This is a genomic window from Candidatus Methylobacter favarea, from assembly GCF_902806695.1.
Lineage (GTDB): Bacteria > Pseudomonadota > Gammaproteobacteria > Methylococcales > Methylomonadaceae > Methylobacter_B > Methylobacter_B favarea.
Map to the genome: position 1 here is coordinate 61,312 of NZ_CADCXN010000102.1, position 13,959 is coordinate 75,270.

15 protein-coding genes are annotated in these 13,959 nt (G+C 49.8%); 9 read left to right on the forward strand and 6 right to left on the reverse strand.

Features of this window, described 5'->3' with window-relative positions:
- The first annotated feature begins 52 nt into the window (after positions 1 to 52).
- The 9 genes from HUX64_RS16085 (at position 53) to HUX64_RS16125 (ending at position 7,742) form a co-directional block, all read left to right on the forward strand.
- Complete coding sequence (locus HUX64_RS16085; protein ID WP_174627230.1) at positions 53 to 625, forward strand: ferritin-like domain-containing protein; 573 nt, start codon at positions 53 to 55, stop codon at positions 623 to 625.
- A gap of 438 nt (positions 626 to 1,063) precedes the next feature.
- Positions 1,064 to 1,324, forward strand: coding sequence for an ElaB/YgaM/YqjD family protein (locus HUX64_RS16090; protein ID WP_174627231.1), 261 nt, complete (start codon positions 1,064 to 1,066; stop codon positions 1,322 to 1,324).
- 208 nt (positions 1,325 to 1,532) lie between these two features.
- Entirely contained in the window at positions 1,533 to 1,943 is a 411-nt protein-coding gene (locus HUX64_RS16095; RefSeq protein ID WP_174627232.1) for a BON domain-containing protein, read from the forward strand.
- Between the two features lie 17 nt (positions 1,944 to 1,960).
- A complete protein-coding gene (locus HUX64_RS16100) occupies positions 1,961 to 2,476 on the forward strand; it encodes a hypothetical protein (protein ID WP_174627233.1) in 516 nt (171 codons plus the stop codon).
- Between the two features lie 56 nt (positions 2,477 to 2,532).
- Positions 2,533 to 2,973, forward strand: a complete 441-nt coding sequence (locus HUX64_RS16105; protein WP_174627234.1) for a DUF2383 domain-containing protein — start codon at positions 2,533 to 2,535, stop codon at positions 2,971 to 2,973.
- A 352-nt stretch (positions 2,974 to 3,325) separates the two neighbouring features.
- Positions 3,326 to 4,597 (forward strand): ergothioneine biosynthesis protein EgtB, encoded by a 1,272-nt coding sequence (gene egtB / locus HUX64_RS16110; RefSeq protein WP_174627235.1) that lies wholly within the window; start codon positions 3,326 to 3,328, stop codon positions 4,595 to 4,597.
- Positions 4,594 to 5,559, forward strand: a complete 966-nt coding sequence (gene egtD, locus HUX64_RS16115; RefSeq protein WP_174627236.1) for an L-histidine N(alpha)-methyltransferase — start codon at positions 4,594 to 4,596, stop codon at positions 5,557 to 5,559. The genes egtB and egtD overlap by 4 nt, the downstream gene beginning before the upstream one ends.
- Positions 5,560 to 5,932: 373 nt before the next feature.
- Positions 5,933 to 6,568, forward strand: coding sequence for a response regulator transcription factor (locus HUX64_RS16120; protein WP_246247077.1), 636 nt, complete (start codon positions 5,933 to 5,935; stop codon positions 6,566 to 6,568).
- A 316-nt stretch (positions 6,569 to 6,884) separates the two neighbouring features.
- Positions 6,885 to 7,742: a Crp/Fnr family transcriptional regulator gene (locus tag HUX64_RS16125; protein WP_174627237.1), complete on the forward strand. Its 858-nt coding sequence runs from the start codon at positions 6,885 to 6,887 to the stop codon at positions 7,740 to 7,742.
- A 383-nt stretch (positions 7,743 to 8,125) separates the two neighbouring features.
- Here HUX64_RS16125 and HUX64_RS16130 read toward each other — a convergent pair whose 3' ends face one another.
- Genes HUX64_RS16130 through HUX64_RS16155 form a run of 6 tightly spaced genes read right to left on the reverse strand, consistent with a single transcriptional unit; the run spans position 8,126 to position 13,715 of the window.
- A complete protein-coding gene (locus tag HUX64_RS16130) occupies positions 8,126 to 8,860 on the reverse strand; it encodes a response regulator (RefSeq protein WP_174627238.1) in 735 nt (244 codons plus the stop codon).
- A gap of 10 nt (positions 8,861 to 8,870) precedes the next feature.
- Positions 8,871 to 11,015: an ATP-binding protein gene (locus HUX64_RS16135; protein WP_174627239.1), complete on the reverse strand. Its 2,145-nt coding sequence runs from the start codon at positions 11,013 to 11,015 to the stop codon at positions 8,871 to 8,873.
- Positions 11,012 to 12,037 (reverse strand): ATP-binding SpoIIE family protein phosphatase, encoded by a 1,026-nt coding sequence (locus HUX64_RS16140; RefSeq protein ID WP_217426575.1) that lies wholly within the window; start codon positions 12,035 to 12,037, stop codon positions 11,012 to 11,014. The genes HUX64_RS16135 and HUX64_RS16140 overlap by 4 nt, the downstream gene beginning before the upstream one ends.
- Positions 12,034 to 12,441: an anti-sigma regulatory factor gene (locus HUX64_RS16145; RefSeq protein ID WP_174627240.1), complete on the reverse strand. Its 408-nt coding sequence runs from the start codon at positions 12,439 to 12,441 to the stop codon at positions 12,034 to 12,036. The genes HUX64_RS16140 and HUX64_RS16145 overlap by 4 nt, the downstream gene beginning before the upstream one ends.
- Positions 12,422 to 12,817 carry an STAS domain-containing protein gene (locus tag HUX64_RS16150; protein ID WP_174627241.1) on the reverse strand — a complete coding sequence of 132 codons (396 nt, stop codon included), beginning with the start codon at positions 12,815 to 12,817 and terminating at the stop codon, positions 12,422 to 12,424. Before HUX64_RS16150 ends, HUX64_RS16145 begins: the two co-directional genes overlap by 20 nt.
- A 13-nt stretch (positions 12,818 to 12,830) precedes the next feature.
- Entirely contained in the window at positions 12,831 to 13,715 is an 885-nt protein-coding gene (locus tag HUX64_RS16155) for an STAS domain-containing protein (RefSeq protein WP_174627242.1), read from the reverse strand.
- Between the last annotated feature and the right edge of the window lie 244 nt (positions 13,716 to 13,959).

Consider the following 13,959-nt stretch of genomic DNA (forward strand, 5'->3'; position numbering starts at 1 on the left):
ATTCGCCTGTGTATGCGGAATAGCTTATATTTTTATTTAGACTGGAGTCCTTATGTCTAAAAAACTTTCTCTTGCAAATATTCACTCCTTGCGCAAGCAGGCGCTCCATCATATCGATGAAGACGCCCTTGCTTTCAGCTATAACGCCGACCGGCAAAGAGTGTTGAAACTGCTGAATGATGCTCTTGCCGCTCAACTCCTGTGCGTATTGCGTTACCGCCGTCATTACTCTTTAAGCAAAGACGTGCAATTAAAAACTATCGCTGAGGAGTTCCTGGTCCATGCCAACGAGGAACAATGGCATGCCGATCAGCTTGCCGAACGCATAGCGCAGTTGGGCGGAGAACCTGAGCTGGCAACGGAAGCCATGATTATCACCGAGTGCAGTGCCCAAGCGCGGGAAGATGAATCTTTGGTAAGCATGCTTCAGGAAGATCTGCTGGCCGAACGAAATTCTATTGCCAACTATCGCCGCCTCATCCACTCCGTCGGGGAGCGGGATTACCCTACCCGGCGCATGCTGGAAGGCATCCTGGTTCTGGAAGAAGAACATGCGGATGAATTGGAGGAATTGCTGGAAAGCTTACCTGAAGAACTGAAAAAAGACACTTGGCGGGGCGATTAGACAATTCTCGCAGATTAAAATAATTTCAAAAAAAATCTGAATCCGGGCAGTTAAGGGATGGACATCCAATGTGCGATACCGAACTGACTCGGGAAATTTTTTCCAGTAAATTATTGCTAACTTACAAAATAATGTTTTACACAACATTTGCAAATGTAAGCCAAAGTTCCTAAGTAGGCAAATACTATATAAATCATTTGAGGGGAGATGCATTATGGGTAAATATTTTTTAGGCTGGCTGATGGGCGTGCCGGTGATTGTTTTGGTGATTATTTATTTGTTTTTTAACCATTAACTGCTCGATTCCGGTAATTCATGCGCAACTATTTAAAATATGATTAATACCGGGGCGCCCTATTTAAGCGTTAAGCGGTATTTTTTAAATCCCCGTATTGAAAAAATTACCTGATCCTGTTTTATTTTTTAAAGGAAACCATTATGGAAGCAACTGAAAAGAACATTAATGTCGATGAAACCGTTAATCGGCTCAGATCCGGAGCTCACGATACCGTGGACAAGGTAGCCGATGCCACCTCCCAAGCCGCAGAAGTGCTGAACCAGAAAGGCGAGCAATTAAAAAATGCGGAGCAGCAGTTTGTAGAAAATTGCCGCGGCTACGTTCATGAAAATCCCGTAGCGTCGTTAGGCATTGCAGTAGGAGTGGGTTTTCTTTTAAGCCGTTTGATGAGCGGGCGTTAAGGCGTGCTCTTGCCGGTGATTAAAGCGGGTGCCTCTAATTCGATAGAGGCCTTAGAGAGTCCCCGCCCCAACCTTGGCTTTGGGATGGATTTACGCTACCGTCAAGCGTTCACCATTTCAAACCAGGCGTTGAACTAGAAGTATAAGCCGGCAGGAAGGCCGTCCAGTTAGCTGGAAGAAAAACCTCACCCTATTAAGGAGATGATTTATGTTTACACGATTATTGTTAGTTATGTTCACTATAACGGGCAGTTTACCCCTGCTAACGGGCACTGTTCAGGCCGGTCAGGAGAGCCCAATCTATTTGGCCGCGGGCGAATCGGCACTGGAAAATACCGAGCGCAATGTGCGCGACAGGGGGGACGCTACTTTAACCCCTGAAGATCAAAAGGAAACGAAAAGCGATGTCAGAATCACGGCTAAAATACGTAAAGCTGTGGTCAAAAATAAATCGCTATCGGTCAATGCGCAGAATGCAAAAATCATTACCCGTAACGGAATCGTATGGTTGCGCGGGCCTGTTGAAAGTGAAGCCGAAAGTATGAAACTGCAACAAATCGCCAAGAAAACGCGGGGCGTAACCGACGTAATTAATCAACTTGAAATTAAAGCGCCTTAACAGCGCAGGAGAATGTTATGACTAAAGCAGTTTTTTGTATTGCCCAAAATATCGATCAGGCAGAGATCATTGTTAATGACCTGAAGACAAGCGGTTTTTCAAATAACGATATATCGGTGCTGTTTCCAGACAAATCCACGACCAAGGATTTTGCTCATGAAAAGAACACCAAGGCCCCCGAAGGCGCTGCCGTGGGCGGCACAGTAGGTATAGGCACGGGCGCTGTGCTGGGCTGGCTGGCGGGTATTGGTAGTCTGGCTATTCCGGGCGTCGGTCCCTTCATTGCCGCAGGGCCCATTATGGGCGCATTAAGCGGTGCGGCAGTAGGCGCGGCCGCCGGAAGCTTGACCGGAGCGTTAATCGGGCTGGGTATTCCTGAATATGAAGCCAAACGCTACGAAGGTAAAATCCGGGGTGGAAGCGCCTTGATTTCTGTACACACAGCAAGCAGCGAAGACCGGAGTAAGGCGAAAGCCATCTTCGAGCGGGCTCATGCAGACGATATTTCAACGACCGAGGAAACCTCAGTCTAATTTAGAGTCCATCATGCTATGGCATGTAATAACGAAACAAGCACAGGAGGTTTATCATGCATATTGAAACACTCAATAAATTGCTGAAAGATGAATTATCATCAGTTGAAACCTATCAGCAGGTTCTGGAGAAAATTCAGGAAGATGCAACACTCGGCGATGCAGCGTATATAACGCCGATTTATGAAGAGCATAAAGAAGCCGCGGCCAGCCTGCAAGGGCAAATCCGTAATCTGGGAGGAACTCCGTCTGAGGATTCGGGGGCTTGGGGCACATGGGCGGAAATAGTTCAGGGAGGCGCCAACATGCTCGGTAAAGGCGCGGCCTTAAAAGCCTTGCAGGAAGGAGAAAAAAGCGGTGCCGAAGATTATGAGGAAGCGTTGCAGGAAAGCGATCTGCCTGAGGAAGCCCGCTCTCTGATTCAAACAAAATTGCTGCCGGCCCAGCAATCGCATATACGCACTTTGGAGCGGCTTCTGGATGTGGCAGCTGCCTAGCTTTTCCCGACCGCGGAATAGCGTTTTAAATAAAAACAGCGCGAGCCCTTGCTGGTCCGCGCTGTTTTTTATTCAGCCAGTCACAGCCTCATCTCGATGTCAATCCCAAGACTTACGGCATGTTAATTAACAGGCCGGCTCAGCCAGTTTGAAAGAAATTAGCTGAAACTATTAAAGCCGGTGAGAAGGGCTCTTAAGTTTAATAAAATCGGCTATTAATAAACTTTTCACTAACGGCTATAGAGATTTGATAGCCTCTATAACATTCCTTAAAACAAACAGTAGATTATAAATTGATACTGTCTGTTTTACGGCGTCAATCCACGCTAAAGACAAAGGCTAAATAAAAAAAATGTCAGCCATGCTACAAGAAAATCCAGCCGGCCTCATGACTTCCCGGCAGGAACTGATTGCCTCCTACCAACGTATCCGCGATGCCAGCGCCGCGATTTGCCGGCCGCTGAACAGGGATGATTACCAGATTCAAAGCATTGCCGAGACCAGTCCGCCCAAATGGCATCTGGCTCATGTCACTTGGTTTTTTGAAACCTTTGTGCTGCAGGATTTTCTGCCCGGTTACCGGCCTTTCAATCCGGCATACGGCTATCTGTTCAATTCCTATTATCAAACGGTCGGCAAAATGCACGAGCGCGCCAGGCGCGGCTTATTGTCCCGTCCGACTGTTGAACAGGTTTACCATTATCGCGCCGACGTCGATAAGCGCATGCTCGATTTACTTTCCGGGATTGATGAAAGCCGGTGGCAGAATATGGCTTCACGGGTCATCCTGGGCTTGCACCATGAGCAGCAGCATCAGGAGTTGCTATATATGGATATTAAACATAACTTGTGGAGCAATCCCGAGCGGCCGGCATATCTAAAGCGGCACCGGCAAGATATTGAAAGACCTTGCGGATTAAAATGGGAGCAGCGCCAGGGCGGCCTGGTGACTATCGGGCTTGAGGCGGCCGGCTTTGCTTTTGATAACGAGCGGCCCAGGCACAATATCTGGCTGGAACCGCACCGCTTGAGCTCCCGGCTTGTCAGCAATGCCGAATACCTCGATTTTATCGAAGACGGCGGCTACAAGCGCCCTGAACTGTGGCTGTCGGACGGCTGGAGCCATATCCTCAGCCATCAATGGAAGTCGCCGCTTTATTGGCAAAAGCATGAAAATCAATGGCATGAATTTACGTTATATGGACTGGAAATGCTAAATCCGGCCGCCCCGGTTGCGCATGTCAGTTATTATGAAGCGGATGCGTTCGCGCATTGGGCCGGAAAAAGGCTGCCCCTGGAAGCCGAACTGGAAAGAAAACTGCTGGAGCTGCCGCTAAAAGGCCACTTCAGCGATAGCGGGGTTTTTCACCCTCAACCCGGAGAAGGGCAGTTTTACGGCGCATTATGGGAATGGACTGCCTCGCCTTATGTGGCTTATCCGCGCTTTAAACCCCTGCCGGGCAGCATGGGTGAATACAACGGCAAATTCATGTGCAACCAATGGGTATTGCGCGGCGGCTCCTGCATCACGCAGCCGGATCATATCCGCCCGACCTACCGTAACTTTTTCTACCCGCATGATCGCTGGCAATTTGCCGGCATCCGTCTGGCTGAGGACTTATGAGCGTCCTCGGCAAAAAAGTCAGTTTTCATGATTTTCAGCCGGAGCTGGAAAGCTTCCGCGAGGCTGTGCTTGAGGGGCTGGCGCGAAAACCCAAGCAAATTCCGCCCAAGTTTTTTTATGATAAAACCGGCTCAAAACTGTTTGAAGCCATTCTCGAACAGCCGGAATATTACATTCCCGGCATTGAAAGAGAATTATTGCAGACCCATGCTGATGAATTTGCCGAATTGATTGAGCCCGGCGCCATACTCATTGAACCCGGCAGCGGCAGCTGCGAAAAAGTGCAATTGCTGCTGGAGCAACTCCTGCCGGCCGCCTATGTGCCTATGGATATTTCCGGCGATTTCCTGCAGCAATCGGCCTGCGATCTGGGCCAACAGTTTCCGTGGCTGCGCATTTACGCGGCCTGCCTTGATTTCACCCGGCAAATGATAGTGCCGAAAGACGTGCCGGCGGGCCGGCGCGTGGTATTTATTCCCGGTTCCAGCCTCGGCAATTTTGACCCGCTGGAAGTTCAGCATTTTCTGGGCGGGGTTCACCGGCTGGTCGGTAAAGGCGGCGGTCTGCTGGTCGGGGTTGACCGCAAAAAAGCAACTGCCGTACTAAATGCCGCCTACAATGATGCGGCCGGCGTTACCGCAGCGTTTAATCTCAATCTGCTGGAGCGCATTAACAACGAACTTGACGGCAACATCAGGCGCGACAAGTTCAGGCATTATGCCTATTACAACGACCAGATGGGCAGGATTGAAATGCATCTGATCAGTCTGGAAGATCAGCAAGTCACTATTTCCGGCCAGGATTTCCGCTTCACCGAAGCCGAATGCATACACACCGAGAATTCCTACAAATACAGTCCTGATGAATTCATTAATCTGGCTAACGCCAGCGGCTTCAGGCATCAAAAAAGCTGGTCGGATACACACCATTTCTTCAGTATTTATTTTCTTGAAGCTTGTTGAAGAGACCGGTCAGCAAAGATTGTCATCTAAACAATGACTTCTTCATAGCGGCAGGCTCTGCCGGAATGACGGGTTTGAAAAACAGTTGTGTATAACGACAAGGGCTCGCACCTTTTGGTGCGGCACTACAACCCCGTATCAAAACTTCAATTTGTAAATCGGTTAGCAAAGGTTTAGGATAAAAACTGAACCGGAAATGGCTGTTTGCGGTCTCTTTTATATGAGATTAAATCTCAGCATCAATCCGGGAATGACAAGTTTTACCCTGTAGTTCAGTACGCAGATGGATCAGTTAGGACTGAAGTAGAAGATACTCTATTTCAACTGCAAACTCTAAATGGAATAATTAATTCAGCCATTGGCAGGCAAAGGCATGATAACGATAAACAGATCAGATCCGGTAGTTTATTTGGTTGACGATGAATTTGCGATCCGCGATTCGTTGACTTTATTGCTGGAGTCCTCAGGCCAGACAGTCAAGAGTTTTGACTCTGCCCAGGCTTTTTTGGATGACTATAAACCTGAACAGGCGGGTTGCCTGATTCTGGATGTCAGAATGCCGCTTATGAGCGGATTTGAGCTGCAGGAGAAATTAGCTGAAAAAAATATAACCCTGCCGATTATTTTTATAAGCGGCAATGCCCAAATTCCGGATTCAGCAAAAGCATTCAGAGCCGGCGCGGTCGATTTTCTTGAAAAACCCTTTGATTATAAAATATTGCTGCAGCGTATCCAGGAAGCTATCAATAAAGATGCCGAGGAAAGAGCGGAAGCCAGTGAAAAACGCCGGCTGCAAAGCCGTCTGGATCAATTAACATGCCGGGAAAAGGAAGTGCTGAGCCTGATAGTAAGCAGTCATTCCAGTAAAGAAGCCGGCAAAATACTGAACATCAGCAATCGCACTATAGAAGTGCACAGGGCCAATATTATGGAAAAAATGCAGGTCCAGAACTTCTCTGAACTTATGATAGTAGCCATGAAATGCGGAATTATAGCTATTAGCGGCTAGGATTTATCTCTTAAATTTATATTTTCCGCAGCTTGTCTATTTTCTCAAAGCCGATAATCCTCTCCCCGGTGCGCCAGCACTGCCTTTAAGCACCATACGTAGGAATACGTAGGTATTCGTCCTAATATTAAAAGCTCAGCAAATGGGATTAAATAATATCCAAGACTACAAATGACCAGTCGTCTTGCACTGGGCCGCATAGCCAAATGTTCCGGTTAGCGGTTAAAAGATCAATAAAAGATCAGCGTGAGACTGCTATTTAGCGGACTATTCTTGCAGAATAGCTCTTCATTTTTAATTGATTTTGGAGTTACCAATGCCATCTTACAATTCAACACATAATATTTTGCTTGACTCATTGCCTGCAAGCGAATTCGAGCGGTTGGCTTCGGCTCTGGAACTCGTTTCCCTGCCTTTAGGCAAAGTTCTTTTTGAGCCCGGCGCGGAACTGCGGCATGTTTATTTTCCCACTACCTGCATTATATCGAAATTTTACATTATGGAAAGCGGCGCTTCGAGTGAAGTGGCCGTCATCGGCAAGGAGGGCGTTAGCGGCGTAGCGCTATTTATGGGCGGAGGCTCAATGCCTAATCAGGCTGTGGTGCAGAGCGCAGGCCAGGCCTATCGGCTGTCCGCCGCGCTGGTCAAACAGGAATTCCAACGCATGGGAGAGTTTCAACGGGTAATACTGCGTTACACGATGTCGCTTATTACCCAAATTGCGCAGACTGCGGCCTGCAACCGTCATCATTCCGTTGACCAGCAGTTGTGTCGAAGGCTGTTGCTGAGTCTGGACCGTCTGCCTTCGGACGAACTGGTAATGACTCAGGAAATGATTGCCAATATGCTTGGGGTAAGACGCGAAGGGGTGACCGAATCGGCAGGAAAACTGCAGAAAGCCGGACTGATAGCTTACCGGCGCGGCCATATCAAGGTTCTGGATAGAAAAGGCCTCGAAGCGAGAGTATGCGAGTGCTATGAAGTGGTAAAAAAAGAATCGGATCGTCTGCTGGCGCCCGCCAAATCGTCCTGTACCAGCAATGTGCCCAGAATAATTCGCAAAGGTTCGGGTCCAACCGTTATTCCCTTGAGGCCCAGGCTCAATAGCCAACACCTGGCACGGACCCAGGATGCGCGCGGAAGCAGATTTTTAAATTCAGGGAAAACCGATTAAGGGCTAGGTAATTAGCCCTCATTCCGGCAGGAGCGCCGGAATGACGTCAAGGGTAATAAATTCCTGACCCTGACAAAAAGTGCTAATACATTTCTTGATTAGCAAGAATCTTACGCTAAGCGCTGATACCACTGTACAGGCAGGGATTGCCGGACCAATCTGCCGGGAGCGGGTTGCCATTTACACCCATCCGGGTGCAGGGCAGAAGGCCCCGCATGAATCCAGGCTACAGAGATGTGGACTACGAAAGCCATCCTTGGCTTCTTGGGTTCCTGCGGACGACTCTTGCTAATCCCGAATCCGGATACATTTTGGATAAAGCGCCCCATCCTCCTCACCTTTCCCCTTCAAACAAAACCCTAGCCGGCATGCGGCTGACTGCGTTAGCCAATGTGCTGGGCGGTCGCATAAATATACAGCTTGGCGCTGTAATAATGCCATAGAATAGAGCGGTAGGAGCCATCCTGATGGCGGCAACGGTTGACATGGTCAACCCTGGTATTCTCATTTTTCAATTGGGCCAGCACTCTCTGCGTTTCCTGACTGTCATCAGCATGAACCAGCTCAAGAAAAGGCCGTCCCAGCAGGTACTCCAGAGGATAACCCAAGGTTACTTCCCAACTGTTGCTCAGCCGCCAGAAGCAGTCATTTTCATCAAGAATGCAAAGCAAATCTTTGGTATAGGCATAAAACTCATCGGAAGCTTCCTGTATGCTTTTAACCGGCAGTTTGAACTTCCTGATTCGCAAACTGGTTTTAATCCAGGCGACTAACTCCCTGGGACTGATCGGCTGGACGAGGTAAGCATCGGCTCCGCCTTCCAGTCCGGCAACCACGGCTTCGCTCCTGATCTCCTCGGCAGTCAGGTGAATAACCGGAATATGAGATGTCTCGGGGTCGGACTTGATGTGCTGGCAAACTTCAAGCCCGCTCATATCAGACAGATTGACATCAAGCAGAATAAGGTCGGGGCTTTGTTGCGCCATCTCCAGCGCTTCTTTTCCACTGGCCGCTGCCATGACTTCAAATCCTGCATAGTTTAATATCCGGACGGTCGTGTACTGGCCAATAGGATTGTCATCGACTACCAGTATCCGCTGCTTTAATTGATCAACCATTAATTCTTTCTCACCGTTTATCAAGCGCCTGCATGGCCTTCTCCAAGGTAGCCTGTATGTTTTTTATTAAAATTGCTCCCGAATCCGTATTTTTGGAAAGAATGGCCACCACTTTTGCATTCAATGCTTGCCGCTCCGCAGGGTCGAGTATTTTAGAAGTATTGATAATCACGGGAATGTGCCGGGTGGCGGCATTTTCCTTGAGTTTATGCAGCACTTCCAAACCGCATATTTCCGACCTGATCAAATCCATAAAAATCACATCCGGCTGTCTGGCTTCGGCCAGTTGCAAGGCTTCCAGGCCGCTCGCCGTTTCCAGTATGCGATATTTTTCATCCGCTAATAAACCTTTCAGAATATAGCGATCCACTTCCTGATCATCCACAATCAGGATAGTCTTGACCGGAACGCGTTGCCTCAGAGTGCGCAGCTTGTTCAATAGCCATTGGCGGCTAAGCGGCTTGGAGCAATAATCTTCCATATCCAGCGATAACGCCCGGTTCTGCTCAGGCAGCATGGAAGCGATAATAACGGGAATATGGCGGGTAGCGGGGTCGGTTTTAAGTTCCAGCAAAAATGACCAGCTATCCTCTTCCGGAAACAGAACATCGAGGATAATCGCCAGCGGTTTGATCTGCATTAAAAATTCGCGGCCTGCCTTAATGGACCTGGCAGACATCATATAATAGTCGGTATGGCCCAGATATTCATTGTAAAGCGCATGCGTGGCCTGATCAGGATCAATGACGAGTACTGGATACGGCCTAGTGAAATTTAAATTCTCAGCGGGGACCAGCGGCGTTCTGGCTGAATCAGGAGACCTGACGGGTATAAAAGCATAAAATGTTGAACCTTTGCCTAAGCTGCTTTTCACGCTTACCGTGCCGCCCAGCAGGTTACCCAGCTTTTTACAAATCGACAGTCCCAGCCCGGTTCCTCGAAAGGCAGTTTTTGGGGCGTTGTCAAGCTGGGTGTATGGATCAAATATGCGGGACTGATCTTCTTCAGCGATACCAATACCGGTATCGGCTACGGCAAAGATGACTGAGCGTTTACTCTTGCTGAGCCGCGCGCTTACCCGAATTTCTCCGGCTTCAGTGAATTTGAGGGCGTTGGAAATAAAATTTCTCAGGATTTGCGCGAGCTTTCCTTCATCGGTATAGAGCAGAGGCAGGCCTTCGGGCTCGGCAAAAAACAAGCCCAGCGTTTTGCCATCCAGCATGGGTTTAAACATGCCGCGCAGACTGCTGAACAGGTTCACTATAGAGACTTCCTTGCGCTCCAGAGTTAATTTTCCGGCATCGATTTTGGCCAGATCGAGCAGATCGCTTACCATGCCGGAAAGCTCATCAGCGGCTTTATGAATAAAATTTACCTGTTTTTCCTGCTCCAGCGTAAGATCGCCGTCCATTTTATTCAGCAAAATTGCCGACAGCGTTACAATTGAATTCAAGGGCGTGCGGAACTCATGGCTCATATGGGATAAAAAGCTCGCCCTCAAATTATTGGCCTGAGTTAACTGTGCCGCTTTTTCGTCCAGTTCGTGATAAAGCGCCACAACCCCGCGATTGGTATCCTCCAGCTCTGTATTAATCCGCGCCAGATCTTCCTGTTTTTTACGCAATTCCGTTAGCGCTTGCATCAATTCCTGGTTCTGCAAGCGAATTTCTTCCAGGGGCTCTTGCTTTGCCGATTGTTCTAAAGCGTCAATGAGCTGCAATATTAGCCGGGAGGTAATCAAGCCTTTATCGAAGGGAATGGTCTTGCCGAGGAAAACGGAAGTGCCTTTACCGCTCCCGGTTTCCAGGTGAAAATAATCCATCAGCTGCCGCGCGCCGACGAGACCGCATTTCAAACCGGTCCGCGAGGAAAAGTTTCCTTGCAGAATTTTTTCGGCATCGGCAATGCCCGGCCCCTGATCGCGGAAGAATATGGCAAATATCTGGGGCAGATTATCGCCCTGCACAACAAATTCGGCCCTGCCTCCGCCGCCATACTGGTAGGTATTGCGGGCGATTTCCGAAACCGCCGTGCTGATTCGGATTTGATCAGTCCGGGAAAATCCCAGCATTTCAGCAATCAGTCTGGCCCGTTGCCGAACATAAACGATGTCCTGCTCGTAGCGTATTTGTATATTAATGATAGGCAGTTTCATAAGGTAGATTCAGCCTCTTTAATAACCACCACCCCTGCATCGTCCCGCCCGCGAAAATAGTCCCGGTAAAGTATCCCGGCGATAAGGCCGGGGTGCTTTCTTTGCAATACCGGCAGCTCATCGAGCCGCCAATGCGTGGCGAGGCCGTCCGAATGCATGACCAGCAGCGCATTTTCAGGCCAGGGGTAGATAAATTCCTGAATTTTTCTCACCGGGCCTCCCGCGGTACCGTTCAGTGACACCATATGACAGCCGGCCTCAGGATGGATGATGAGTCCTGATATATTGCCGACGCCGGCATAGCGCACGAGGCGCGATGCCGGCAGTATCTCGGCCACTGCGATCACAGCGCCGCGGGTAGATTTTAAAGCGCTATGCATATAACTGAGTAATTGTCCGGCTGTGGCCCCGCGCGCTGCGTTTTTATTAAAAACCTCGACGGCGGCCTGCGAAGCTTCAGCCGCATAAGGGCCATGCCCCAGGCCGTCCGCCATCATTGCAATAATGCGATCCGGTAACTGGCGTACTGCCCAGGCATCGCCGCAAAGCTCTTCGCCCGGCATCGGCACACAAACACCCCCAAAGGATATGGGCTCGGGAGCCGGCGCAAAGGAAGCGGGCGCTTTATTCCACAGGCGGCTAAACACAGCCGTGCCCTGATTAAGAACGCTGTAAATTTCGCAGTATGCCGAAAGCCGGTAAATGGCGCCCAGGCCGTTTCCATAGCTGCCAGCCGTAGAAAAGCCATCGCGCAGACAGTCATTGATATGGGCGATGCCCGGTCCCCGATCCAGCGCCAGGATATCCAGGCCCTGGCTGTCCTTATTTTCGATAACGCGCAACAGAATCTCACCTCCTGCCGCATGCTTGATTAAATTGGTCGCCATTTCTGAAATGATCAGATTAACCTTGCTCTCCATTGCCGCATCGAAACCCGCAGCTTGCGAAAATCGAGCTGCCTGTCGCCGGGCTTCAGCCACTTGACTGGCATCTTTTATTGACAGGCGGGCATAGATGTTCAACGCCACCTCGTGATGGTAATGCGCGTTCCTGCGTCGGGGCCGGAATCAATTACAAACTCATTAACCAGACGTTTGGAACCGCCCAGCCCCAGGCCCAATCCTACGCCCGTAGTGAAACCATCCTTAAGCGCCTGGTCAATGTCGGCTATGCCGGGGCCGTGGTCTTCAAAAAACAGCCGCAGACCGACTCGCCCGACCTGGCTTTTTAGAATGTCCAAAATTACCGTCCCGCCGCCTCCGTAAATCAGCGTATTACGCGCCAGTTCACTGGCGGCGGTTACCATCTTGGTCTGATCCACCAGGCTGAAGCCTTCATTTTTCATTACATCCCGCACCCGTTGCCGTAAGCGAACAATGTCTTCAGAATCCTGGATCTGCGCCGTTTCACTCTGGCTGACGCTCATGGCCATTCCCTCCGACTGATGTTCCCGCAAGTTGCCGGAGCATAGCCATGCCGCTATTTACATTCAGGGCGGTGCGCACATTAGGTAAACTAAGCCCTAATTCGACAATAGTTATAGCCACCGCAGGCCGAATGCCGGCTACTACTGTTTCAGCGCCTAACAGCTGGGTCATCAAAGCGATATTTCCGAGCATTCTGCCCATGAAAGAATCCACGGTTTCCACTGAGGAAATATCAATCAGTACGCCCTTGGCTTTAGTTTTAACTACCCTTTCAGTGAGTTCATCCTGTAGCTGCAAGGCCAGACGATCATGCATCTCTACCTGGATGCTGATTAGTAAAAAATCGTCCAGTTGTAAAATCGGGATCGTGTCCATGGTCATGATCTCCTCAAGCCGGGGCTTGCAGGCTACCCACAGTCAGGCCCAGCCTTTTGAAGGATTCGGCCAGCGCATCGGCCAAAGACGCTTTGGTAGCCACTTCGCCAAAGCCTACACCCAGATGCACCATGGTTTGGGCGATTTGCGGCCTGATCCCGCTGATAATGCAATCAGCGCCCATCAGTTTGGCGGCGGCAATGGTTTTAAGCAGGTGCTGGGCTACCAGGGTATCGACGGTAGTCACCCCGGTTATATCGACAATGGCCAGGGCGCTGCCGCTATCGAGGATGGTTTGTAAAAGATTCTCCATGATTATCTGGGTGCGGGCGCTGTCCAGCGTGCCGATAAGCGGCAAAATCAGCACGCCGTCCCAGGCTTTAACGACCGGCGTAGAGAGCTCCAGCAACTCCTGCTGCTGGCGTCTGATAATTTCTTCCCGCCCCTGCTGGTAATTTTCCGTGCTCAATAAAGCCAGCTTGTCTATCAGAACGGTCACCGTCCACATCGTTTCAATCAGCTCTTCACTGTTTGAATTCATTAATTGACGCAAATGTGAAAACAGCGGCTGTTTTAACGAAAGCACGAAGGTGGCGGTTTCAGAAGAACTGAATCCCTGTCTGGCGCGGCTGAAGGTAATGCTGCTCAGATACTCGCGCACCTCCTTCCAGTGCGGAGCCTCGTCCCATTGCGGCGTATTGATGTCTTGCAGCTTGGATGCCTCGCAGGCCGTGGCGAACAGGGTTAAAAAGTCATGGGATTGCTTGCGCAACTCGTTTTCAGAGACGAGATCAAGACGCAAAGTGGCTGAAGCCAACTGTGCGCGCAGCCAGTCCTCAAGCACGTCTTTTGTACGCTGCGTCAGGACTTCCACTGTTTTGCTATTGATTTGAGGCATGGTTGGTTTTTTCCTATGGTGGTGTATGAGCGCTTGTATTTCTAAAGCTAAGCGGGTTATGCAGAATTTTTTAGTCGAACTATTAGTATTTATAGTATTTAAAGCGGTCATTCTACCCCAATCAGGCTTATACCTGAAAATAACAGGACTCATAGCGCCGAGATCGAGGCTGCCGGGAGGCAGACTTTGCAAATCATCCGCGTCTTCTGGCCGCATCCATTCGGTTGCGTGAGACGCCGCCTGA